At 36.6% G+C, this 24,377-nt stretch carries 19 protein-coding genes; 2 read left to right on the top strand and 17 right to left on the bottom strand.

Translation table 11 applies throughout. The features are described from left to right. Positions 1 to 5 precede the first annotated feature (5 nt). The 14 genes from KH180_RS01835 to KH180_RS01770 form a co-directional block, all read right to left on the bottom strand. A complete protein-coding gene (locus KH180_RS01835) occupies positions 6 to 980 on the bottom strand; it encodes a D-glucuronyl C5-epimerase family protein (protein WP_290755810.1) in 975 nt (324 codons plus the stop codon). Continuing rightward, positions 968 to 2,278: a lipid II flippase MurJ gene (locus KH180_RS01830; protein ID WP_290755808.1), complete on the bottom strand. Its 1,311-nt coding sequence runs from the start codon at positions 2,276 to 2,278 to the stop codon at positions 968 to 970. The genes KH180_RS01835 and KH180_RS01830 overlap by 13 nt, the downstream gene beginning before the upstream one ends. Next, positions 2,275 to 3,591 (bottom strand): O-antigen ligase family protein, encoded by a 1,317-nt coding sequence (locus KH180_RS01825; protein WP_290755806.1) that lies wholly within the window; start codon positions 3,589 to 3,591, stop codon positions 2,275 to 2,277. The genes KH180_RS01830 and KH180_RS01825 overlap by 4 nt, the downstream gene beginning before the upstream one ends. After that, positions 3,588 to 4,853 (bottom strand): glycosyltransferase family 4 protein, encoded by a 1,266-nt coding sequence (locus tag KH180_RS01820; protein WP_290755805.1) that lies wholly within the window; start codon positions 4,851 to 4,853, stop codon positions 3,588 to 3,590. Before KH180_RS01820 ends, KH180_RS01825 begins: the two co-directional genes overlap by 4 nt. Beyond that, positions 4,828 to 5,826 (bottom strand): ATP-grasp domain-containing protein, encoded by a 999-nt coding sequence (locus tag KH180_RS01815; RefSeq protein WP_290755803.1) that lies wholly within the window; start codon positions 5,824 to 5,826, stop codon positions 4,828 to 4,830. Before KH180_RS01815 ends, KH180_RS01820 begins: the two co-directional genes overlap by 26 nt. Next, positions 5,819 to 7,348 carry a hypothetical protein gene (locus KH180_RS01810; protein ID WP_290755801.1) on the bottom strand — a complete coding sequence of 510 codons (1,530 nt, stop codon included), beginning with the start codon at positions 7,346 to 7,348 and terminating at the stop codon, positions 5,819 to 5,821. Before KH180_RS01810 ends, KH180_RS01815 begins: the two co-directional genes overlap by 8 nt. Continuing rightward, the gene (locus tag KH180_RS01805) at positions 7,345 to 8,277 is read right to left on the bottom strand and encodes a 1-aminocyclopropane-1-carboxylate deaminase/D-cysteine desulfhydrase (RefSeq protein WP_290755799.1); all 933 of its coding nucleotides are present in this window, start codon (positions 8,275 to 8,277) and stop codon (positions 7,345 to 7,347) included. The genes KH180_RS01810 and KH180_RS01805 overlap by 4 nt, the downstream gene beginning before the upstream one ends. A gap of 17 nt (positions 8,278 to 8,294) precedes the next feature. Beyond that, positions 8,295 to 9,260, bottom strand: a complete 966-nt coding sequence (locus tag KH180_RS01800; protein ID WP_290755798.1) for a GNAT family N-acetyltransferase — start codon at positions 9,258 to 9,260, stop codon at positions 8,295 to 8,297. 3 nt (positions 9,261 to 9,263) lie between these two features. Continuing rightward, on the bottom strand, positions 9,264 to 9,860 hold the full coding sequence (locus KH180_RS01795; RefSeq protein WP_290755797.1) for a sugar transferase: 597 nt from the start codon (positions 9,858 to 9,860) through the stop codon (positions 9,264 to 9,266). 38 nt (positions 9,861 to 9,898) lie between these two features. After that, positions 9,899 to 11,050, bottom strand: a complete 1,152-nt coding sequence (locus KH180_RS01790; RefSeq protein ID WP_290755795.1) for an aminotransferase class I/II-fold pyridoxal phosphate-dependent enzyme — start codon at positions 11,048 to 11,050, stop codon at positions 9,899 to 9,901. A 52-nt stretch (positions 11,051 to 11,102) separates the two neighbouring features. Then, positions 11,103 to 12,497: a glycerophosphodiester phosphodiesterase family protein gene (locus KH180_RS01785; RefSeq protein ID WP_290755793.1), complete on the bottom strand. Its 1,395-nt coding sequence runs from the start codon at positions 12,495 to 12,497 to the stop codon at positions 11,103 to 11,105. A gap of 165 nt (positions 12,498 to 12,662) precedes the next feature. Beyond that, complete coding sequence (locus KH180_RS01780) at positions 12,663 to 14,642, bottom strand: S8 family serine peptidase (RefSeq protein ID WP_290755791.1); 1,980 nt, start codon at positions 14,640 to 14,642, stop codon at positions 12,663 to 12,665. Then, positions 14,639 to 17,305 (bottom strand): YfhO family protein, encoded by a 2,667-nt coding sequence (locus KH180_RS01775; protein ID WP_290755789.1) that lies wholly within the window; start codon positions 17,303 to 17,305, stop codon positions 14,639 to 14,641. The genes KH180_RS01780 and KH180_RS01775 overlap by 4 nt, the downstream gene beginning before the upstream one ends. A gap of 16 nt (positions 17,306 to 17,321) precedes the next feature. Continuing rightward, positions 17,322 to 19,967 carry a YfhO family protein gene (locus KH180_RS01770; RefSeq protein WP_290755787.1) on the bottom strand — a complete coding sequence of 882 codons (2,646 nt, stop codon included), beginning with the start codon at positions 19,965 to 19,967 and terminating at the stop codon, positions 17,322 to 17,324. 194 nt (positions 19,968 to 20,161) lie between these two features. On the opposite strand from KH180_RS01770, the gene KH180_RS01765 reads away from it, so the two are divergent. After that, the gene (locus KH180_RS01765; protein WP_290755786.1) at positions 20,162 to 20,587 is read left to right on the top strand and encodes a GtrA family protein; all 426 of its coding nucleotides are present in this window, start codon (positions 20,162 to 20,164) and stop codon (positions 20,585 to 20,587) included. A 3-nt stretch (positions 20,588 to 20,590) separates the two neighbouring features. Then, complete coding sequence (locus KH180_RS01760) at positions 20,591 to 21,340, top strand: PIG-L family deacetylase (RefSeq protein WP_290755784.1); 750 nt, start codon at positions 20,591 to 20,593, stop codon at positions 21,338 to 21,340. A 19-nt stretch (positions 21,341 to 21,359) separates the two neighbouring features. Here KH180_RS01760 and KH180_RS01755 read toward each other — a convergent pair whose 3' ends face one another. The 3 genes from KH180_RS01755 to cdaA are packed head-to-tail and all read right to left on the bottom strand — an operon-like array spanning position 21,360 to position 24,328. Next, positions 21,360 to 22,286: a glycosyltransferase family 2 protein gene (locus KH180_RS01755; protein ID WP_290755782.1), complete on the bottom strand. Its 927-nt coding sequence runs from the start codon at positions 22,284 to 22,286 to the stop codon at positions 21,360 to 21,362. A gap of 10 nt (positions 22,287 to 22,296) precedes the next feature. Further along, positions 22,297 to 23,526 (bottom strand): CdaR family protein, encoded by a 1,230-nt coding sequence (locus KH180_RS01750; RefSeq protein WP_290755780.1) that lies wholly within the window; start codon positions 23,524 to 23,526, stop codon positions 22,297 to 22,299. Then, entirely contained in the window at positions 23,504 to 24,328 is an 825-nt protein-coding gene (gene cdaA, locus KH180_RS01745) for a diadenylate cyclase CdaA (RefSeq protein ID WP_290756037.1), read from the bottom strand. Before cdaA ends, KH180_RS01750 begins: the two co-directional genes overlap by 23 nt. Positions 24,329 to 24,377: the final 49 nt, after the last annotated feature.

The raw sequence follows: 24,377 nt of genomic DNA, 5'->3' as shown, positions 1-24,377 counted from the left end.
CCTTCCTAATAGTAAAAAACCTTAAACCAGCATTTGTATAATAAAGCTATCTTTCTAAATATAAAGTTTTTCTGATATTTATCCCATTTTTCTGCATATACCTTAAACTTATTATCTTTTGTAATAATATATAATGCCCTTAACTGTTGTACATGCACATTATGATAAAAACGACTTGCCGGCATTTTAGGCTTTTCTAAATAGCAGTCAGCTCTCGACCAAAATCCTAAATCAAATTCTGGCAACCTCTCTTTTACTGTTTCACAGCATCTGTAGAATATTTGTTTCGCTTCTTTGTCGCCCGTAAATAAATAATAATCATATGCTCCAAACATAGCATAAATAAACCCATCTAAAATACAAGATATTTTTTCCGTTACTGCTTCTTCTAAGTACATTCTTCCTTTTTCATCATAGTTTACGATCCCCCCTTCGAAAACAGTGTACCTAAAAGATTCAAAAATATTATCTGCAGCTTTTTTATATCTATTTTCCCTTAGAATAATACCCGCTCTTATTAAAAAACTGATTGCCTGCCCTTGTGCTATTGCCGAAATATAATTCTTATTCGAAATCTGATTATAGTCATCTGCAGAAAACGTATATTCTAATCTTCCCATCCCCTTTTCATCAATTTTCATAGTACTACATAACCATTCAGCTTGTATTCTAATTTTTTTTAGATATTTATCTTCTTTTGTCTTAAGATACTTCGAGCATATTCCCAGACCATATTGTGCAACTGCACAAGGATTATATTGAATTCCCATACTGCCTTTATAATCTAATAGTAATACTCCATCTTCATCAAATAAACAGTCATACTCTGCCTTTGATGAAAAATCCAAGTAGTAGTCACATACTTTATGACTGCTTAAATTATAATTTCCATCACCTTCATATAACGGTAACCACCAAAATGCTAGCGATGATGTATCCTTCTGTATATACCTTTTAACCGTGTCTATTAATCTTCCCATTTCTTCCCTCTGTGAAAAATATTTATATTATAATTTTTTCTTAAAACAATTAACCAAATAAGAACAGAAACACTTATTGCCACAACATTTCCTAACACAATTGCATTTACCCCCATATTTTTCAAACAAGTACTTGTAACTCCTATATATACAAGAATCTGAACAGCTAACACCCTAAATGGTTCAAAATATCTGCCTTCTGCATATGATATACTCTGAAAAAAGGAACTTAAAGCCATTCCTGCAATGCCAAATGCATAAAACTTTAAAGCATCAGCAGTAGCTATAATATCACTGCCCATGAATGCTCCTCTTCCAAACAAAAGATGAACAATCCAATTACCAAAAATCTGAATTATTATTATTGCTATTGTTCCTCCCGATATACAAAATAAAATTACTTTTTTAATTGTTTCTGATAACTTTATGTGCTGATTATTGACAATCAGTTTCGTAATATCCGGCAGCATCACTTTGGTAACCGAAGTAACAAATAAGTACACTGGAAGATTTATAATTTTGTAGCTATAAGATAGAATGGCAACAGCGCCATCTCCTAACTGAGAGGCAAAGAATTTATCCATCATAAGATTAATAGAAGTAAACGATGAAATAATACATACCGGCAGAATGGATGCTATGATTATACCAATATTTTTTATATTCACTCTTCTTATCTTTAATTGAAATTTATATTTGTGTATACAATAAATTAATACAGTTAAAAACATAAGAATTCCGCCGCATACAGACCCCCATGCTACATAATATACATTTGCTTTTGTCAATATCTGTATTGCGATAATACTTCCATTCAGAAACAACGTAGCACCAGTTGGTACTATAAATTGCTGGCGAGAATTCAAAAAAGAATTCAATACTGCCACCATAGATAGAAAGAATATATTTGGTACCAATATAGTTACCAACCGACAGGTTATTAAGTATTTTTCACCTGTAAAACCAGGGGCAACTATTTTCACAAATGTCTCCGGAAACATCCAGATAATTCCTGCCAGTATGATCAGCACTATACTCCATAAAACAATTGCATTATGAATCAGACTATCTTTTTTCTCTTCCTGTTCTCGAACCAGTAAAGGTGTTAAAGCAAGTGGAACCGCACTTATTAAAACCTGCGTAAACAATAAAGGGACTGTCTCCGCAACCTGGAATGCCTCTAACCCTTTCGATGTTCCAAGATAAAATGCAAAAAGCATTTCCCTAATATATCCCATTCCTTGTGACAACAATGTCAACACTGCAACACCTAATGTATTGGTTATGTATTTTTTCATGTTTTTACACCATTCACTATGTTTTCATATTCAAGGACAAATGCTGCTATACAAACTGAACATATCACTACAAATTCAATATTTCGGAACACTGCAAAAAAATTAGCATATGAAAACGCCATTATTATTATAGAAAAGTATAGAATAAAATTCTTTCTACTCATTCCAATTAGAACAGAATTTCTAAATGTTTTCCTAAACATATTAATCAAAAATATCATTATTAGAACAACATAAATTAGACCTATAATTCCGAAGTCCATTACAACAAATGCTAATATATTGTGCATATAAATAACAGGTTCTCCATAATCAATACCTTTGGCTATCCAACGATATCCTATTCCCTGCCCTAAAACAGGTGACTCTTTAAACTTTTGCAATGCTGTTTTAATTTCAATTATTCTAACCGAAACACTTCCTTGGTCAACTATAACTTTTTTTTCTGTCTCTTCGATGCCTTCTTCATTTTTTTCTTTGACTTCTTTCACCGCAATCATTGATTCCCATCGTTTTCCAAGATTGCTTCCCAACATCATTATACCTGTACAAATAAAGAGGCTACAGCAAATTATGAACATTTTCCCAATTAATTTGTTTTTATCAGTTTTTTGTTTTCTTATATAACACGCAATACAAATTTCCAAAATTATCCATCCAATAACGAGTGCAATTAACATTGCTTTTGTTTCTGTAAGTAGTACTGTTATATAACAAACTAAGAAACCAACAAAATATCTTAAATTTTTAGTTCTTCTTTGGATAAAGTAATATCCTAAGATTAGTGATCCTATCATAGGCATTATCGAGGTAGCCTTTACTAAATGAAAAGTCACCCTCTCATAAGGATTTCCAAATACATAGATAAAGTAATATATAATAATTCTTGCAGCATAAAAAACTGCCAGTACTCCAATCACTCGAATAATTTTCTCTAAATGCACAGACGTTAGACTTTGAGTGAGTACTATTATATAAATAAACCACACAAATGGAAGAATTCCTCTGACAACGTCCGTTAATAATATTCCACGACTTATTCCCCATACTGCTGATACCGCACACATTCCAAAGAAAAACATGACACTCCAAAAAGTTAAATCAACTTTTATTTTTCTTTCAAAAAAAGCTTTTTTTACAAATATCAACACTAATGCTATTGAAATAAAGGAAAATATAGCATAAATAATTACCCTGATTATATTAATCTTACCATCAAGAGGTGGTAAAATAAATAATAATATTATTTGAAGGATCAATAATTTATAAACCATATCAGAATTTTTTGTCGTTTTTTGTACTGCTGAAATCATTTTTCTATCACCTCTATAAGCTTTTGTGTCAAATTGCAGAAATCAAAATTCATCACAGCTCTTCTGCTATTTCTAGACATTTCATTATAACATCCCACATCTATTCGATAAATTTCCAGTATTCCACGCACCAAACTTTCCACTGTTTCACTGTCATTCAAGACCTTCCCACAATGGTACTTTTCTACTAAATTATACGAACTTGGCTGTGTATATAAAATTGGCTTTCCTGCAGCTAGATACTCAAACAGTTTATTATGGCTTCCCCCATATCGAAGAACATTATGTTTGCTTTCAAAAATTTCTTTTGCATAATTTACAACTAATAGATCTCCTTTACTTAAAATATAAGGTATTTTTTTCTTGCTAACCTGCCCTTTAAAAATCACGTTTTTAATTTTATGTTCAATACAATATTTCTCTAGTTCCTCTTTTTCTTCCCCATGTCCGTAAATTAAAAAAATAATCTTTTGTGCAAAATCTAGCTGAATCTTTTCTGCTGCTTTTATTAATCTCCCAACATCATTTGCTTTTGAAATCGTCCCTGTATAAATAATTTTAAATGCTGTAGATTCTAACTCTTTATCCTCAAATACCTCATTTTTAATATCATTATAAAACTGTTCTAAATCAACACCATTATTTATATAATGTACTTTCTTTAAATCTATCCTGCTTTCCCAGCCTCTGTCAATAATATATTGCTTTCCGCCTTCCATTGTAAAAATAACATCATCAGATTTTTGGTAAATCCATCTTTCACCCCAATATAAAATCTTTGCTGCCAGACTATTTTCCTTTATACTTCCAAACATAACTAAAGTCTCTGGCCATAAATCTCTTATTTCTGAAATCACTTTGCATTTTACTTTTTTTGCCATAATGATTCCTGCCACACATGTTAAAGGATGAACTGAAGATCCTATAATTACATCTGGCTCTCCTAAATCTTTTATGATTTTTTTTCTGTGCCTAACTAGTCTTCCTGCAAACTCTATCATATTCTTAATACGTTGTTTCCCATTACCTAAATATGCTGATGTTTTAATAAATAGGAAGATAATACCATCCTGTTCTAAGATAGAATATGGGCAGTCGTCTTGTATATAGTTTGTTGTTCCTTTATGCATAAAAGAAGAACAAATAATTATTGGGCAATATCCATTTTGCTTAAGATATTTCGCAAAATAGTAATGCCTTCCTCTTTTACTTTGAAACATACCAGTAGCATAGTGATTAATCAACCACACATTCTTTCTCATTTTTTTCTCCTAATTTTAAAACCTTTATCTCGCTGTATTTCATCATTACTAGATTTTCCTGATAATCTCCAATCTGACACTTGTTTTCTATCCCTTTTAAATTCCTAACAATTAAGTTCATGTGATCTACACCACATTCGTATGCATGTGGATAACCGCCTCCAAATCGTGGATTCACTTCAGAAATATAATATTCTCCGTTAACATCAAAAATGTCTATATCTATTTGCCCTTGGTATCCACTTTCTTTCACAAATTTTTTGATCAATTCAAATAATTTCTCGTCTTTAAAAGATACTGCTTTATCTGTCTCGCCTGCCCGCATTACTATTTTCTTTTTCAAAAAAATGGAAACTAATTTTCCGCTTATTAAATCAATATAACAATCTGCTCCAATTTCCTGTCCATTTAAATACTCTTGGATCATTAACCCTTTGTTTTGTTTAAATACCTCTCTTAACATTTGCTCATTATCAATCCTTGAAATTGAAACACTTGCGCTTCCTCTGACAGGCTTCACAAAAACAGGGTATGTAATCTTGCCCTGTCTCTCATCACTAATAAATTTCTCTAAATCTATATAAGATGCCGCGCATTTGTAGTGATGTTCTTTGCACCATAAAAACATTTTCCATTTATCCAATGCCATTTCACATAAGTTAAGCGGTGAACCAATGATTTTTACATCAAGAGCCTCAAAGTGACCTCTGTTTACCTCTAGTAAAGACAATTCAGGATCTATTAAGGATAGTACTCCTTTAATATTTTCTTTATAGCATATATCCAGAATCTTCTGTATATATTGAGGATCTGTTATTTTAGGAACTATATAATATTTATCTGCTTCATACAGTGCCGGAGCCATATAACTACAATCTGTAGCCACAACAGTCCCAGATTTTCCTATACAATTCTTAAAATACTTAACTATCTTATTCCTCGTACCACAACTTAAAATTAATATATTAGTCATAACTCTTTTTCCTATATCTTTTTTTTGTGTTAGTAATTCCCCAATGGAACATATATGAAACAGCCAACGGATTTTCCACTTTTATTATCCTCGTATTTACATCCTTAATTCGTTTTTTTATTCCTGCCTTTCTGAGTATATAATTTATATATGCAGGTGTCGTATTAAAAAAATATCTTACTATACGAATAATTCGTTTAACTGTAATTTTCTTATGAAGATTATAATATTCACAAAAATCTGTATAAGACTTTTCTGACATTCTGCCCTTCATCCGTTTCAATGTATCAAACCTATAATTGAATCCTGCACCTACCTTTTCCGCTCCAAACATTTGCCTTGGTACTCCAGATTCTTCTACGATTCTTCTTGCAATAGGACGATCATAAGAATTGTGGACTGCCCAGTGTTCCATTTCTTCTGAATGATTTATTTTATATAATGATGGCCAGCAGACAGCACCATAAAACGGAAGTGGAAGATAAATATAGCCTAATCTTAATCTTGGTTCAATCAATGTTGACCCTGAATATAATTCATTAATAAAACGAATTTTATCATTCACATCTTCAACATTGCGATCCCATAATCTGTCTCCGCCTTCACCAATAAAAACTAAATTATCCTCAAACTCTTTATCGAATGCTGAAAAAACAATTCCTGTCCCAAGTTCACCGCCTGCTACATATTCTGCCTCAGTAAAATCTTCTCTGCTCTTATAATCGTCTGCATTTTTACAGATAATATTTTTATATCCTAAGACTTTTGCTATCTCTTCACCACTGTCGACTGCATATTTTTTAGGTGCATTGAATGTTACTGCTGTATCACAGCCAATACTTTTGGCAACTGCAGCACATGCAGCTGAATCATATCCACTTGAGATTGTAGTGACAACTCCATATTTCTTTTTTCTTTCTTCAGCTACTATATTTTTCTTAATCATCGCTATAGAGGTATATAACGACTCTTTATATTGAAGATAACTCTGAAAAGGCTCACACTCTTTCTTTTTCTCGTATTTTAAATTTAGATTTTTATCAATAATTATATTTTTATAATACACAACAAAACACTGCGCATTTTTTTGCTCTAATGGTATATTTTTTTCATATTGGTCAATTCCCAATAAAATCGAATGAAAAACTTTTTCGTAATCTAAATAATTCAAATCTAAGTTTGTCTTTGTTGTTTCCAACGCAAATGACAGAGAATTAGATATGTATAATTTATTCTTTTTTCTTATGAAATGCAGTCTTTCGAGCGTATGAGAAGGCGTAGCAAAAAGTACTTCGTTTTTATTAATTTTAGCCCCTGTGCCAAGAAAAAACGTACTTTGCTCAAACTTCCCTGCAGAAAAAATACCATTCCACGCTCCTTCTGCAAACCAGTCTTCTTTGGTCTCTACTTGCTTTCCACATTTAATCCGAACTCTTTCTTCTCCTTTTATCAACTCAGCACACCACGCTAACTTAGGGAGATTCCTGTCCACCTTATAATCAAAATACATTACTTTACTCACTTTCTCCGTAGCCAATCAAAAAATAACGGGGTTCCCCCAGTATGAATGAACAATACTTTTTTTTGTTCTATATTATTCATGTGCATATACTTCTGCATTCCATAAAACGCCTTTCCTGTATATGTGGGATCTAAGGGTATAGATTCATTTAACATAACTTCTTTTATTGCTTTGTTGATTTCTATTGAACTTTTTCCATACCCCTCAGTTGTGAATTGATCTTCAAAAAAAAGAAACTTCTTAAAATCAATACTCTCAGTATGACCTATATATTCTTTTACACTGTCTTCAATAATTTGTATTCCACGAGGGTTCTTACGTGCAATGCTGATACCTATGATTTTTTTCTTATAATCCTTATGGATTAATTGCCCACATATTAATCCAGCTTGAGTTGTTCCGGTCCCTGATGCATGGAAAATATAATCAAAATTAATATCATTTTTAATCTCGTATTCTGCAATCTCACTATATGCGTTAATATAAGCTTGGGTGCCTAACCTTCCATGCCCTCCTCCTTGTATAAAATAAGGATGCAGACCTTTTCTCTTTAGCTCATACAGTACATTGTCTATTGTTTCTTTTACACACGTAACAGAACACAGCCGAATTTCGGCTCCAAATAACTCCATCAAACAACTATTATTAGTAGTTTTATGCTCTTCTTCTGGAGAAATAATAACACAAGGCATTTTCTTTGCAGCTGCCATATTTGCTATAATCCGACAATGATTTGAACTACTGCTTCCATATGTAACTACACAATCTGCCTTTTGCTCTTCTATATCCTGAAAAAACAAAATCGCTTTTCTTGCCTTATTTCCACCAAACGATAATGGAATTTGATCCTCCCGTTTTATGTAAATGACATTATTTCCATAACTATTATTTAATTTATAAATTGGTGTTTTAACTTTAAATTCACACATTATATTTTATCTCTTCTTCATTTTCTATAAGCAGGAAAATAATTTTCTCTTGCCCCACCTGCCTGCTCAACCAATGCGTCATATATTTCTTCCATTCTTATTTTCTTTGCAATATAGTAATCAAAAATATTTTCTTTATTCACAAAGTTTAATTTAAATGTCTCTATGTTTCCTCCTGCAATACCACCACCCATATCAAAAAGTTTTTTCCCCTTCTCTTGCGCATATAGGGCCGCATGATATGTTAATAATGAATTTGCCTGACATTCACTATATTCAGGATTATTTCCCAACAGATGATAATGTGCGATATCTTTCCCCAACAACATAATTACGGAAGCTATAATAGTTTCGCCATAGATTGCATTTAAGATTACTACTTTTCCTTTGAGTGCTTTGAAGTATTCTTCAACAAAAGCTTTTTCAATATTATAGTAATCCGATGTATGATATTTTTGCTCCGTATATTTATATAACTTAATAAATTCTTCTATTGTTTTTCCCTTTTCATCAACTTGAACTTTTACTTCCATTGAATTGGCCTTTTTTATCGAACGTTTGCTTCTCCGATTATATTCTTCTTTATAAAAATCTTTTCTTAGATCATTACAATAAAAATGACCATATAATTCTATTTCATAAATGTATTTAAAATCTTCTTCATTCCTTTTCCACGGATCAAATCTTATTAATTCTGCAACAATATTATTTTCTTTACAATACTGCTGAAATTGATTATTAAAATTTTGAATTAATTCATTTTTGCGATCTTTATAATTTAACTCTTCAAGATAAGGCCCGCCTACCCCACGAGCCGTTACAATATCAAAATATTCAATTCCATTCAAATTTCCAGCCGCTCTCTTAATAAACGAATATTCGATTCTTCCAGTTTTATCTTCATAAACATATTTTACTGCTTTTCCCTTTTCTTTATTTTCCTGTAACAAATACCAGTTCTTATCTCTATATATACTTTCCATATTCTACTCTCCTGTAAAAGTTTCTTTATAAAACATTGCACGAATAGTCAAAAACATGATTTTAACATCCATCCATAAACTAAACTTTTCGACATACTGCTTATCTAATTTCATTCTATCTTCCCATGTTGCAGAATTTCTTACCTTCACCTGAGCTAATCCAGTAATTCCAGGTTTAACTTCAAATCTTTTTTTAGCCCAATCAGGATAATTTTTATATCCATTATAAGGGTGATAAACCACTGGAGGTCTGGGCCCAACAATACTCATATCTCCAACTATAATATTTATTAGCTGAGGCAATTCATCAAGACTAGTTTTCCTCATAAATCTTCCAAATTTCGTTATCCTGCTGTCACTTTCATCACGAACAATCAATCCATCACCTAAATTTTCCGCATTCTCAATCATAGTACGAAATTTTATCATTTTAAATTTCTTTCCTTTCTTTCCTATTCGATCCTGCAAGAAAAAAACAGACCCTCCATCTGCTTTAATCACAATAGAAATGATCAGAAAAAACGGAAAAAATAAAGTAAGCATTAATACACTGAAACCGAAATCAAAAGCTCTTTTTATCTTATACTGAATTTTTTTCATATTTTCCCTTTCACCATTATATACAATATACATGGGCTCTATTTATACCAAAGTTGTTTTACTATCAGACTGACTTTTTTTAAATCCTCGTCTGTCATCTTTGTGTCCGATGGAAGACAAACGCCATATTTGAAGATTTTTTTTGACGTGTCTCTATTATCAATATAATCACAATCACTATAAAACGGCTGCATATGCATAGGTTTCCAAATATGCCTGGCTTCGATATTTTCTTTTTCTAAAGCAATTTGTATATCCAGCGGTGTAATCTTACATGTCGGCTTAAGTATAATGCATGTAAGCCAGCAATTACTTCTTTGCTTTTCCTCATTTAATGGCATCATCTCAATATCATCAATATCTTTAAATGCTTCCTTGTAATAATTAAAAATCTCTCTTTTTTTATTAACTCGCTGCTTTAATACCTTCAGTTGTCCTCTTCCTATGCCCGCAACAATATTACTCATACGATAATTATAACCGAGTTCCTTATGCTGATAATATCGCTCCGGTTCTCTTGCCTGCGTTGCCCAAAACCTGGCCTTTTCTGCCATTTTTTCAGCATTATCTGTATTACATAAAAGCATACCTCCGCCAGAGGATGTAATAATTTTATTTCCATTAAAAGATAGAATACCATAATCACCGAACGTTCCAGTCATTTTCCCTTTATAAAATGTCCCAAGGCTTTCAGCAGCATCTTCTAAAATTGGTGTATCATACCGCTTGCATATTTCTTGAATCTCATCCATTTTGGCCGCAATTCCATATAAATGAACAACAATTACCGCTTTAGGTCTTAATCCCTTCAGTTCATACTTTTTAAATGCTGTCTCAAGAGCTTCCGGACTCATATTCCATGTCTCTTCTTCACTGTCTATAAACACAGGAACTGCATTTTGATAAATAATGGGATTTGCGCTGGCCGAAAATGTTAAGCTCTGACAAAAAACAAGATCTCCTTGTTTTACGTCCAACGCCTTCAAACCTAGATGTAGAGCAGCAGTCCCTGCACTTAGAGCTACCGCATCTTTAGCTCCTGTCACTTGACATATTTCCTTTTCAAATTGATTGACATTTTCACCAAGAGGAGCAATCCAATTGGTGTCAAAAGCTTCCTTTATGTACTGCATCTCATATCCTTCGTCACTCATATGAGGTGAAGAAAGATAAATTCTCTCATTTCCCATAATCCGTCCTCCCCATTATGTCTGTTTCATAGATATAATAATAAAATTATTTTTATGACCAGAATTTCTTATTCGTTGTTATATAATCCACTTTTTTATTGATAAAGTCCCATACTTTCTCTTCGTCGTCTACAACCCACACATTTACTGGTATACCTGCTTTCATAAACCTATCAATCGTTGCCCCAGAAGTGCTGGTATAATCACAATCCAATGCAAAACCCCGATTCTTATAATAATTTATGTTACCTGTATTAGCATAGTTTACCACATGCTGAATTGAAACATTTGGCAGAGTTTCAGCATGAATTACTTTATTCATTTGAACCATAGTCTCCAAGTCAAATGCTATGAATATATAATCTTTTTCACCCATTATATCTTGAACTTGCTTATTCAGTTCCTTCATGTCTGACTGCACGATATCCTGCATATTGTTCCTTGTAACATTACCATCAGGCGCATACTCCATTTTAATCTCAATAACCGGAACCATATCCTTTTCTTTACATACCTTTAAATAGTCTTCCAAAAATGCAACCTTATTGGCATCAGAATCATTTTTATATTTCGTATAATTGCTGCCACTAATAATTTTAAGTTTACGAATCTCGTCTGCTGTCATATCTTCAGGTCTTTTATTTTCTCCGCACATTCTTTTAAATGTAGCATCATGCATTGCCACAAATGCCCCGTCACTTGTCTTTCGAATGTCGGTTTCAGCTCCCCAAAATCCCGCATCTCCTGCAAGCTCGAATGCTTTCACCGTATTTTCTGGTGCCTGTGAACTAAGTCCGCGATGTGCAACAAACTTAGTCCCACTGCTTGGATTACTTGTTATTTTACCGATCACCCGCACCGGGTAACTTGATTTCTTCTTAGATCCATCTGCTGATGTTGCCGTAATGGTTGCAGTCCCCTGCCCTTTTGCATAAATCTTACCGGAAGAATTAACAGTTACCACCTTTGTATTGGATGACTTATATGTAACCTTTTTATTATAGGCATAAGATGGTGATACTGAAGGTTTTCTAGTATAGTATTTTCCCTGCTGCAAAACAACTTTACTTGTGTTAAAGGAAACTTTAGAAACTTTTTTAGTTTTAACTGTAACCTTACATCTTACCTTTTTTGATTTCTGTGACTTTACTCTGGCTGTTATATAGGCTGTACCATTTTTCTTAGCTGTTACAGTTCCTTTTGAACTGACAGTGGCCACCTTTTTGTTACTGGAATACCACTGAAGTTTTCTGCTTTTTGCTTTTGACGGAGTTATTTTTACTGTGAACTTTTTTGTTGTGCCCCTGTACAGGGTCTTTTTTGATGACACATTAGAAAATTTTATCTTTTTTACCTTTGGAGTCTTCGCTGATACACTAATTGATCCCATCAAAATAAACGCCATACACAATGATGCCGTTCGCAATAAAAATTTTAGCTTTTTCATACTACACCTCATACTTTCTCTCTCAAGCTGAACAATAAATTACTGTCCCCCATCCAAGCCCTATCTCTCTGATTCCCTATTTTATCACAAAAGTAACATTTCTACAACATTTTTGACTAATTCCCTTAACATATCATACAAAATACGACATTTTTTTACTATGAACTAAATTTTCACCTTTTTTATTTTCTCATTCCCACACTGATCGGTGATATATACAGTATAGTACTTTCCTCTTCTTCCCTGAAAACTTGCACTTCCTTTTTTATTTTTCAGTTTCTTCCCTTTTTTTCCCTGCTTAAAGTATGACGCAGCTTTTTTCCCTTTCGCATACCTTATCTTTAATGTCTTTTTACTCTCATCGGATACTTTTATTTGTACCTTTGCTTTTGTTCGGTTCTTTTTATACACTTTGACTTTAAGCTTTGGCGGTTTTCCTGCTGTAATCTTTACTGTTTTTACTGTCTGGTTCCCTGCACTGTCCCTTGCATAAATTGTATAATATCCTGTCTTTTTGACTTTGATCGTTCCATTCTTTATAGTATATCCCTTTTTTCCATTAGAAAAGTAAGCCGAAGTCTTCTTCCCCTTTATGTATTTAACTGCTGTAACTGCTGCACTGCCTCTCTTTTTCGCGCTTACCCTCGCTAAAGAGTAGTTTTTCTTCTGTGCCGTTTTTACTGTAATATATGGCGGATAGTAGTTTGAATTCACAGTTTTCTCCGCATTCAAATATCCGCCGGATGCCACTTTCCCATTCAGGCTGCTGATCCTGGACGCTCCGCGCTTTAAAGCATTTTTAACCATGGATGGTGTTATCCCCGGATATTTAGCGTAGATCAGCGCTGCCGTACCAGTCACCATGGGTGCTGCCATAGAGGTTCCGGTCTCAACCAATCCCCGTTCATCCACTCCAAGACTGAGAATATCCGTCCCCGGTGCTGCCAGCAGCACCCTTTTCTTACCATAGTTTGAGGAACTCTCCAAGGATCCTGTATAATCAAGGTTCGCAACAGATACTACATTACTGTAATTATAACTGGCCGGATAAGCGGGGTATCTGTCATTGTTATTTCTCTCATTTCCCGCAGCACAGATAAACAGCATATCCTTGCTCTCCTTAATGAGATCTCTGAGCATCTTGTCATTTTGATAAGACCCAAAGCTGAAATTACAGATTTTTGCCCCCATCTTTTTGGCATATTTAATACCTTTGATGACACTCAGTGTCGTACCTTCACCTCTTCTTCCTCCCAAAGCTTTTATGGCCATAATCTTTACATTGGTGCCTGAAGCAATCCCTGCAATCCCATAGCCATTGTTTCGTACTGCAGCGATAGTTCCTGCTCCGTGAGTTCCATGATCATCCTCATAAAAACTATAGCTGTAAGCCCTGTTTGAAAAAACTTTGTTATTATTATCATAGAAATTCCAGCCATATATATCATCTTTATAACCGTTTTTGTCACTGTCTTTTCCGTTCTTTTTTTCCTTCGGATTCTTCCACATTACAGATTTCAGATCCTTGCTTGTATAATCAATTCCCGTATCAATGTTGGCCACAATAACGTTTCTTGTATTTTTTTTGTTGAGCTGTTTCCATAGATTCTTTACGTTAATATCTAGGCCCTTTTTCTGCGGAATCGTAATACCCTGTCCCCCATTCTGAGCACGGACATAGTCTGTGAGGTTTGTTCCATAGTTATAAATCCCCCACTGTGCATAAAAAAAGGGATCATTGACTCCAGCTGTTTTCATGGCTGTCTCTTTTTCTGACACTCTGCCATTTCCGTCCACCAGCCGATAGACATAGTTAGGCTGTACATATTCTACATCATCATTTTGATCCAGTTGCTTTACTGCGGCTGCTGTTTCTTTTTTTGTATCTGCTTTTACTACCGCTACATTCCCGGATACTTGTTCAGCATCACCCGGTGCCTCGTCTATAATATTTTCCTTTTTTGTCTCTGACACATTATCTTTAAATTTAACAATGACTTCTTTGGTCTTATATTCATTTGGATCTGTTACAGATACTGAAGTACTTTCAGTCTCATCGGCCCGGACTGTCTTTGTCTCGGGCTGAACAAAAATAAGGCTGCCTGCAAGACAGGCTGCTGTCAGCATGCTTATTGCTTTTCTCATACTCTTCTCCTCTTCCTTCTGGATACTACTATATAAATAAGAAAGATCATTCCGGCAGTTATACTGATCACAACTCCCGGAATCAGCCACGGGGTCCTATAGTCTAAAGTGATCTTATGCTTTCCGGGTTTAAGGACTACACCCATATACATACCGTTGGTCTTTAAAATTTCCGCCTTCTTGCCGTCAACTTTTGCCGACCATCCTTTAGAATATGCTATTGGAATACATAACAATTTTGTTTTCTTAGTCTCAATCTCACCTGAGAACACATTATCTTTGTAGATAATATTCTTCAGTGAGTTTCTTTTCCTTTTTTTCAGCTCTTTCTGCATAGTCACAGGATTTACAGTGATCAGCGAAACAGACTCTAAACTATATGTGCCGGAGCTTAAAAAATTCACCTCAAAGTCTCCGTCACCAGATATTTTCATCAAATAATCATGACGTCCGAAATAATAGGAACTCATCTTATCCTGGATATAGATATGCTTTTCATTTGAACCATCCATGACATCGATTCCTTTGTTTCCCTTTTTCCCTTTCAAAGCAATGTCTGACATATTCGATTTATTTTTTGTCAGAGGACTATACCGCAGATTCTTAATATAGATATAATTCTCTTTATTAGAGTCCAGTTTTAAACGATACTTTTCTGTCCTTCCTCCCCTATTGACAGACAGACTCTTTCTGCCGGAAAGTTTTTTCTGTGCAGTCTGTACTGAGGAACTGTCCTGTTTTTTCAGATCCTGTACTCCTTCATCAAGAACTGCTGACTTAATCATTGCCTGTTCACGCTCTGCTCCGTTCATAGAATCATAATCCTTCTGGCTGATCCATGAGTCGTACGTATATCCAAACGGCAGGGCATATGGATTTTCATAAAGCCTGATGCCTTCTGACTCATGAAGCAGGCGGCAGCCCTTCAGGCTTTCTGTTTCCGGCACCATAATATATTTAACAGATGCAAGACTTAAAAGCCCCTGCCTCAGATCCACGCCATGATATTTGTCCGCATACTGCATCCCCAGTGTCTCATAACTCCGCACCGTTTCCATGGTCTCTTTCGGAATAATACTGTAGTAGGCACTAACTGTATTTAATTCATCCAGCACGCCGTAATTATGAAACCTCTGCGTTTCATTGTGCACCCTGACCATCTGGCTGCCGGCCTGCTTTTTCAGCTGTTTATTTTCATCCGAGGATAAAAGCTTTATGGCTTCCCCCTTGTCCAGAAACTCACTGATATAATTTCTTCCGCCGTCTCCAAAGCGGTAAAATCCGTGAACTCCTATACTGATCACAACTAACACAGATATGACAATTCTGGTAGCCATGCTTTTGCTGTCCATGCCTTTCCACTGGAAGTACAATAGTACCAGATAAAATAAAAACAGAAAAATTCCTGCAATATAAGCCCCGTCATTTTTGAAAACTTCCGGTTTGCTCAGTTCAGCCACTCTTATGATCAAATTATAGATAGAGATGCCGATTAAAATTCCGATAATCTGGCGTTTAGACATGTAAAAAAGTCTCGGATACATTTCTGACACCAGCAATGCAATGATAAAAGTAAAGACGAAGTTCCACCGGTTTGTCACATAGGAAAAACCATTAAAGATAAATCCAAAAACCGGAAGTGCCAGAAATATAATGCATCCCAAAAACGCCATTTTATATTTTTTATGTTTCATTCTGCGTGAATACATCAGGAACAGAACAACAATGCCCGCGATGGGGATGAATCCCACATTTGTCGACTGGCCGCTGTTTCCGTACCCAACAAAATTCTCCAGAAACAAAATATAATATTTGAAAGGATATGCGATCAGATTATGGACCTGTCCGCCTCCCCGCCCGTTTCCTAAAAATCCATAAACTGCAGGCAAAAGAATCACAGCTGACAGCGCTACCCCCAGAATATAATATCCCGCGAATCTTCTGAGAAGCACAAAAAAATTCTTTAATTTATCTTTGGAATAATATTGATAAAACCGGATCAACGCATAAATAACAGTAAAAATCGTCAGCATATATAAGAAATAAAAATTGCTCATGGATGCTACCGCTGTGACTGCAATAAACAGATATGGCCGTTCCTTTTTATAAATTTTTTCAACGCCAAGACACAGCAAAGGAAAATAAATCATCGGATTGATGAAAAACGGATGTCTGAGACCTGACCGGAAAATGAAGCCGCAGAACACATAAACCAGTGCCCCCATGACTGAGGCAAAATGATTCTTGTTCATCTTTCTGCAATAAGCCATAAAGGCCGTCCCTGCTAAAAACATACGCAACAGAATCATAAAAGTATACATAGATTCAGTCTGCTTCATGGGCACAAATATATAGAGAAGATTCAAAGGATCTCCTATGGCATAATAATTCAGGGTGGACAAAATGTCCCCGCCATAGCCCAGACTCATATTCCACATTGGAAATGACGGATGGCCTGATAAAATACTTTTGACCGCTTCCCGCAGATAATGTCCCCAGTAGGCCAATGATTCAAAATGCTGTGTCAGCCCGTCTTCTACGCCTGCAGCCCAGATAAAAGATTTGCCTTCAGCAATAAATGGATAAAATGCCGCAAAACACATTACAATAAATAATATGAAATATAAAAAATAATATTTCTTTGTACTCTTTTGTGATGTCATATCTCTGTCGCTCCTTTTAGAACCTTCTTCGTTTCCACAATACCAAAAGCAGGCCAAGGGTAAATATACTGATTGCAGCACCCGGTACAAGTCCAGGCGTCCGGTAAGTCATCCGGATCTCATGTTCTCCCGGCGTCAGCAGCCAGCCCATATACATACCGTTTACTTTTTTTATCTTCATATCTTTGCCGTTGTCCTGTGCCTTCCATCCCGCAGAATACGGAATAGGGATGCACAGCATTCTATTTTCCCCGACAAAGATCTTCCCCGAAAAGTTGTTGTCCTTATATGAGGCCTGTTTCATAACACCTCTTTCCTTCAGCCGCTTCAGCCGGTGCAAAGTTTCTTTTTGGTTTACAGCCAGAATCTTCAAATCATCTACTTTATATTTCCCGCGTTTATTAAAAATAATACTGAGCGACTTATCCTTCAGCTTTCCAAGATGCAGTATATAATCCTTTCTCCCAAAAGAATAGCTGCTTCCTTTCTGCTGAATCCTCAGTTCCTGTCTCCAGCCCTGGCCTAACAGTGTTATAAAATACGTATTCTTTCCTTTTCTATCATTCTCATATTCCAATCCCTTTATATAGAGATAATTATCTTCCCCCGGAACAATATCCAGATCTAACTGCATCATCTGATACCGTTTTTTTACCTTGATAGATTTTCTTTCTAACTTGATATTTTTCTTTGTAATCGAAAAAGCCGGATTGCCCCTCTGAATTTGCGGCTCTTTTTCATTAAGAACGACGCTCTGGAGCATAGCCTGTTCTCTCTCGATCCCATTCATCTTTTTGTATTCCTCTGATGTAATATAGGAATCATAGGAATATCCAAACGGGAGGGCGTACCGGTTTTTCAAAAGCAGTTTCCCGTTTTTTATGGTTATCGGTTCAAACCCTTTCTTTTTCCAGGCTTCTGATGCATTTTTATTGTTTTCCACGGAAATATATTTAACTCCGTTTAATCCATACAGCCCAATCCTGTGATCCAGCCCTTTGAACTTAAATAAATAGGTCAGATTTAAGGTTTGAAAGCTTTCTACCGTCTTTCCTACATTTCCGTTTGTCACACTATAATAGTTATTTACTGTATTTAAATGGGCAGCCTGTCCATAATTATGATTCAGGCTCTGGTTGGTATTTACGCGGAAAACACCGGTATCTCCTGTACTTTTCAGAAGCTTTGCCGAGTCATCCACCAGAGAGTCATACCCTTTTCCACTGTCCATAAATGCTTCTGTATACTTTCCTTTCCTGGGGCCAAATCGATAATAAGAATGTATACCCAGACTGCCGATGATCAGCAAAGCTACCATTATAGAACTGACCACACTTTGATAGGATGAACCAATTTTCTGAATCAGACAGATACACAGAAAACTTCCTGCCAATGCAATAACAGCACTGTTAGAACCATGTGTATAGAATCCTCCCCCGACAAATTTTTGGGCTATTACACTGTAAACAGCCAGCAGGGCTATTCCAATTCCGACAAGCCACTTTTCTCTGCTGGTCATAGAAAACAGCCTCGGATACATTTCCACAAAAATATATGCAACAACAAATCCAATAACAAACGTCCAGCGGTTTGTTACATATGCAAAGCCATTCAGCCCATAACCAAATACTTTCACACTGAGAAATATGACAGCCAATCCAAATGCAACTTTGAGAGGGGTATATTTTTTATCTTTGTTCTTGGCCGCAAAAAGTAAAAGAACAGCTAATCCGGCCATAGGGACAAAACTTAAAGAGACAGAATTCCCGGAATTTCCAAAGCCAACAAAGTTCAGTAAGACACGGCTGTAATACCGCATTGGATAGAACATTCCCACTGATATATTTTCACTGCTTCTTCCATTTCCAAGAAACCCTATGACTGACGGCAGCAGAATGACCGCAGAAAGACCCAGCCCCAAAAGATAGTATCCCAAAAACCTGCCCACTATCCTAAAAAAATTCGTTAAATAATTTTCGCGGACATAAGAAAAAAAGCGGATCAGAGCATATAAAACTGTAAATACAGTCAGCATATAAAGAAAATAATAGTTGCTCATTGCCGAAATGCATACGGAGATAATAAAGACAAAAGGTTTTTCTTTTTTAAATATCTTTTCAGCCCCCATCAAAAGCAGAGGGAGATAGATCAGCGGATTAAGAAAAAACGGATGCCGGATGCCCGCCCACAGTGTAAACCCTGTAAAAACATAAATCAGGGAACCGAATACCGCTGCCCTGTGCCCTTTTTTCATATAGAAACAATATGCCATAAAAGACAATCCCGCAAGATACATTCTGAAAATAATCATAAAGTCATACAGATACTCTGTGTTCTTTTTGGAAACAAACGCATATATCAGGTTGAGCGGATCACCAATGGCATAATAATTTAATGTTGACAATATATCCCCACCATAGCCAAGGCTCATATCCCACATAGGAACGGAAGGATGTCCTGCAAAAAGATTCGCAAAGAAAGCCCTAAGATATTCGCCCCAGTAAGCCAGTGAGTTCAAATGCTGGCTTAATCCGTCACCTGCCATTGAAGTCCAGACAAGGGATTTCCCGCTCTGATACATAGGATAAAATACAATACAGGATATTACAGCAAATATTCCTGTGTAGATTAATATACTTTTAAATTTTTTATTCTCTCTCATTTAAACCACCTATCCTAAAATGCCTCAAAACTAAAGTATTCGTTTATTATACCATAAGTTGTCAATTATTTAACGTATTTTTAGTTATATCTTAATATTGTAAGAAAAACTTCACATTCTTGCAAACTATACCGGCAAGTTTTATACTATAATAAATTTCAAACTTATACTATATTTATGAAAAGGATGCTATTATGATTAATTTAATTAAAAAACTTTGGTATAATCAAGGACTCCGCTATCTCTTCTTCGGCGGATGCACCACTCTTGTAAATCTGGTAATCTTCAATGTACTAGTTTATACCTTTCAGATTAACTATACTGTCAGCAACATTATTTCTGTCATCGCCGCAATCCTCTTTGCGTATGTCGTCAATAAACTTTTTGTCTTCTCATCCAGCTGCAGTTCATGGAAAGAAGTACTGTCAGAGTTTTACAGGTTTGTTCTGGGCCGTCTGTCTACCATGGTCATTGAAGTCGGCGGCGTGTATGTCCTTGTACAATTCATCGGACAGTCCAAATGGCTTGCAAAACTGGAAACTCAGGTGATCGTAGTGATTGTAAACTACTTTATCAGCAAATTCTTAGTATTTAAACACACCCAGCCGGAAAGAGATTAAGTTATGAAATTAGACAGATTACAAAAGATAATGCTTTCGCTGACTCTGGTGTTTGCCATGGGACTGGCTGCCGTGAGTTCTTCATTTCCTGTGAAGGAAGACGCCACCCCACAATACCTTGACACGTTAGATTTAAGAGGTGTTGACAACCTCATGATCGTAGCTCATCCGGATGATGAATCCTTATGGGGCGGAGCACATCTGGCAAAGGACCGGTACCTTGTCGTCTGCCTGACCAATGCCAGTACATATCATCTTACCAGATACAAGGAATTTAAATATGCTATGAATGTTGCCGGCTCACCCAGTATCATGCTGAATTATCCGGACTACGTAAATAGAAAACGAGTTTCATGGGAGCCGTACAAAAACCAGATTGAACAAAATATCCGGACTCTGCTGCGGTATAAAAAGTGGAAAGTGATTGCCACCCATAATCCCGAAGGTGAGTACGGGCATCCTCACCATATTGGAACCTCCAATCTCGTCACATCTGCCGCAAAGAAGGAACATGTTTTTGACCATCTATACTATTTCGGCAAGTATTACCGCCAGCTGCCCACTGAGAAACCAATCGGTCCTCCTGAGGCCCCTAAATATATGAAGATCAAGAAGAAGATGTTCCCGTTCTATAACCGGGAGCGCCATACAATATGGAAACACAGACAGATGCATTATTTTGAAAATTGGATCAAAGCTTCCGACTGGAATAAGGAAACCCAAAATAAAACAGCGAAGGGAAATCGTTCTTGATATCCCCCCGCTGTTTTATTTATCTTTTCTGTTTCGTAATTTCCGAAATAATATATCTGGGTCTCATCTTTACTTCTTCATATATTTTTGACAAATAATATCCGATCACTCCCAGGCTAAACATTAAAATGCTGCCAATGATCAGCAAAAGAAGGATCACAGTGGTAAAACCTGCCACTGCCTTTCCCATGAAGTATAAATAGAGAGACTGCACTGCCAAAGCTACTGCAAATAAAAAGAATATAACGCCACAGAATGTAACAATCTGCATCGGCACGGCACTGAAAGATGTAATGTTATTGATAGCATAGCTAAACAGTGATCTCATGGACCATTTTGATTCCCCTGCTTCACGCTCCTGCACATGAAATTCTACATAGGTAGTCTTAAAACCTACCCAGGAAGACAGTGCACGGAAAAATACATTTCGTTCCGGCAGTTTCAAAAATTCGTCTACAGCAGTTCTGTCAAGAAGTTTAAAATCCGATGCTCTGGACATATCTACTCCAGTGGCATTGCTGATGATCTTATAAAATGTTTTTGCAAAAAACTTGTGAATGAACCCTTCTTTTCCTCTGGATGCTTTTACTCCTTCGATGACCTGATACCCTTGTTCCCAGAGCCTGTACATTGTCACCAAAGTCTCAGGCGGATGCTGGAGATCACAGTCCATAACTGCAACACAATCCCCGGAAGCACTGGCAAGTCCTGCAAACACAGCCCCTTCTTTTCCAAAATTCCGGGAAAAACAGACACCTTTTACATTTGGATTCATCTCCGATACCTTGACGATCCTTTCCCAAGTTTGATCCCTTGATCCGTCATTGACGAAAACCAATTCATAGCTTATTTCTTCTTTCTCCATAATCTCCGAAATCGTTCTCGCCGTCTTTTCTATCATTTGTTCTTCATTGTAAGCCGGAAGGACGACTGACATTGTCTTCATAATTAGACTCCTATTCTGTTACTGTAATCTTCACCTGGACATTCCCTATAATGTCCATGTTTTTCACTTCTTTCAGCTGTACCTGCACTGTATGTGTTCCGGTCTCATAGACCGACACATCAATTTTAGGATTCAAATCCTTTGCTGTCAACTCATCTACAACAGATTTTAACCCTGTAACCTTGATCGGCACTTCCGACTGGTCAAATTCTATGTGGTAATTATTCTTGTTGTTAATCAGCTGAATCTGATCTGTAGAGAGAGTAATGGTGCGCTTTTTATTCTTCTCAATATTTGCCTTCACAACAATATCTTCAATTTTGCTGGTATCCTTTACGAATGTAATACCTTCAGGAAGCTTGATGTCTTCCGCTTTAATGGTCTTTTCTACACTCTTTGTGCTGTTGCTGATATCAATCGTAGACAGCGCAATCTCATCCACTGCATCCAGAACATCCTTTTCTCCGGTAATCTCTATCTCCTCTGGAGAATAATCAATGCTTCCAAGTGCATATCCCTTAGCCGGAGTCCCTTTTGTCTTTACTATAATCGGTACAGTCTTAGTCCGGCTGAATTTGATCCTTACCTTGACTTCGTCGTCATCCAGCTTCAGTCTGGACTGATCAACCTGCTCTCCCTCACTGTCATAGCAGACAACCTTATGAGTGATGGATACATCTCTCTTCAGGCCGGATACATCCACGATCACTTTAATGGATTTTACCTGCTTGACTACACTTTTAGGTCCGGAAATAGAGATCAGATTCGGGGCCGCTGTCCTGCTGCTTACCGCATATCCCGCTGCCGGTCTTCCTGTCGTCTCTACTGTCACCGGAACCTGTACCCTGCGCAGGTCCTCCAGTTTTACTTTGACACTCTGATTATTGCCTGATACGATCTCCAGCTGGTCAGCAAACTTCAGCGGCACGATCTTAATCGGGATAGAGTTTACCTTAGACATGGAAGACACATCCGCCGTAGCTCTGAAATCGCTTTTCTTCAGCTTGTCAAGCACAGTCTTCTTCCCTTTGACTGTAAAGCTCACTGTTGAGCCTTCCGTGATCTTATAGGTCCGGTTCAGCTCATCCAGTACCTGCTCGTTGAGCATATCCACAGGGATATTTGAAAACGACTTGGTTATCACCGGATCCTCTGTATTGATAACAAACAGCCAGAGCAGGATGGCAAGGACAAGAGAAAATATTTTTAAGACAAGATCATTTCCTAATTTTTCTTTCATTGCGGTTCAATCCTTTCCAAAGCCTGAATTTTCTTCCGTCACTATAATCACTCTTAACCACGGCCAGCCGGTCTCTCAGCTGCTGCGGAGTCAATTCTCTGTAAATTCTGCCTCCCTGTGCTATGGAAATGCCTCCTGTTTCTTCAGAGACAACAATCGTCACACTATCAGAAACCTCACTGATGCCCACTGCCGCCCGGTGCCTGGTTCCCAGTTCTTTTTCAATCTCCAGGCTGTCGCTCAGAGGCAGGTAGCAGGTTGCCGATACAATACGGTTATTTCTTATGATCACCGCACCGTCATGCAGCGGTGTATTATGTTCAAAAATATTGATCAGCAGCTGGCTGCTCATCTTGGCGTCTACAGGGATCCCTGTCCTCTCATACTCTCCCAGCGGCACTTCCCTTTCCATCACAATCAGCGCGCCGGTCTTCACCTTAGACATCTCGATGGTGGCTCTTACGATCTCCTGAATCGTACGGTCTGTATATCCAACCTTTTGATCCCGGCTTTCATCGGATGAAAACAGGTTCACAATGGGATTCTTCCTGCCCAGCTGTTCCAGGGCATTTCTGAGTTCCGGCTGAAATACGATAATCGCCGCAGTGACGCCAACGCCCATAGTATTGTTAATCAGCCAGGATATTGTGTGCAGCTGAAATACATAAGCCGCCATGGCCACAAATACAAGCAGCATAATCCCCTTCAGAAGAGTCCAGGCTCTGGTATTTTTGATCCATCTGGCGATTTCATAAATCAGCACGCTGACGATCAGGATATCCAGAATATCCGTGATCGACATCTGCGGAATGGATAACCAATATAAATATTTTTCAATGACTGATAAAAAC

The organism is Anaerostipes sp. (assembly GCF_018381315.1).
Lineage (GTDB): Bacteria > Bacillota > Clostridia > Lachnospirales > Lachnospiraceae > Anaerostipes.
This window is presented reverse-complemented; position numbering and strand designations above follow the sequence as displayed.

Bases quoted from the DNA above. Each gene is read 5' to 3' on its own strand.
- KH180_RS01835 (WP_290755810.1), bottom strand. From the start codon at position 980: ATGGGAAGATTAATAGACACGGTTAAAAGGTATATACAGAAGGATACA.
- KH180_RS01830 (WP_290755808.1), bottom strand. From the start codon at position 2,278: ATGAAAAAATACATAACCAATACATTAGGTGTTGCAGTGTTGACATTG.
- KH180_RS01825 (WP_290755806.1), bottom strand. From the start codon at position 3,591: ATGATTTCAGCAGTACAAAAAACGACAAAAAATTCTGATATGGTTTAT.
- KH180_RS01820 (WP_290755805.1), bottom strand. From the start codon at position 4,853: ATGAGAAAGAATGTGTGGTTGATTAATCACTATGCTACTGGTATGTTT.
- KH180_RS01815 (WP_290755803.1), bottom strand. From the start codon at position 5,826: ATGACTAATATATTAATTTTAAGTTGTGGTACGAGGAATAAGATAGTT.
- KH180_RS01805 (WP_290755799.1), bottom strand. From the start codon at position 8,277: ATGTGTGAATTTAAAGTTAAAACACCAATTTATAAATTAAATAATAGT.
- KH180_RS01800 (WP_290755798.1), bottom strand. From the start codon at position 9,260: ATGGAAAGTATATATAGAGATAAGAACTGGTATTTGTTACAGGAAAAT.
- KH180_RS01795 (WP_290755797.1), bottom strand. From the start codon at position 9,860: ATGAAAAAAATTCAGTATAAGATAAAAAGAGCTTTTGATTTCGGTTTC.
- KH180_RS01790 (WP_290755795.1), bottom strand. From the start codon at position 11,050: ATGGGAAATGAGAGAATTTATCTTTCTTCACCTCATATGAGTGACGAA.
- KH180_RS01785 (WP_290755793.1), bottom strand. From the start codon at position 12,497: ATGAAAAAGCTAAAATTTTTATTGCGAACGGCATCATTGTGTATGGCG.
- KH180_RS01780 (WP_290755791.1), bottom strand. From the start codon at position 14,642: ATGAGAAAAGCAATAAGCATGCTGACAGCAGCCTGTCTTGCAGGCAGC.
- KH180_RS01775 (WP_290755789.1), bottom strand. From the start codon at position 17,305: ATGACATCACAAAAGAGTACAAAGAAATATTATTTTTTATATTTCATA.
- KH180_RS01770 (WP_290755787.1), bottom strand. From the start codon at position 19,967: ATGAGAGAGAATAAAAAATTTAAAAGTATATTAATCTACACAGGAATA.
- KH180_RS01765 (WP_290755786.1), top strand. From the start codon at position 20,162: ATGATTAATTTAATTAAAAAACTTTGGTATAATCAAGGACTCCGCTAT.
- KH180_RS01760 (WP_290755784.1), top strand. From the start codon at position 20,591: ATGAAATTAGACAGATTACAAAAGATAATGCTTTCGCTGACTCTGGTG.
- KH180_RS01755 (WP_290755782.1), bottom strand. From the start codon at position 22,286: ATGAAGACAATGTCAGTCGTCCTTCCGGCTTACAATGAAGAACAAATG.
- KH180_RS01750 (WP_290755780.1), bottom strand. From the start codon at position 23,526: ATGAAAGAAAAATTAGGAAATGATCTTGTCTTAAAAATATTTTCTCTT.
- cdaA (WP_290756037.1), bottom strand. From the start codon at position 24,328: ATGTCGATCACGGATATTCTGGATATCCTGATCGTCAGCGTGCTGATT.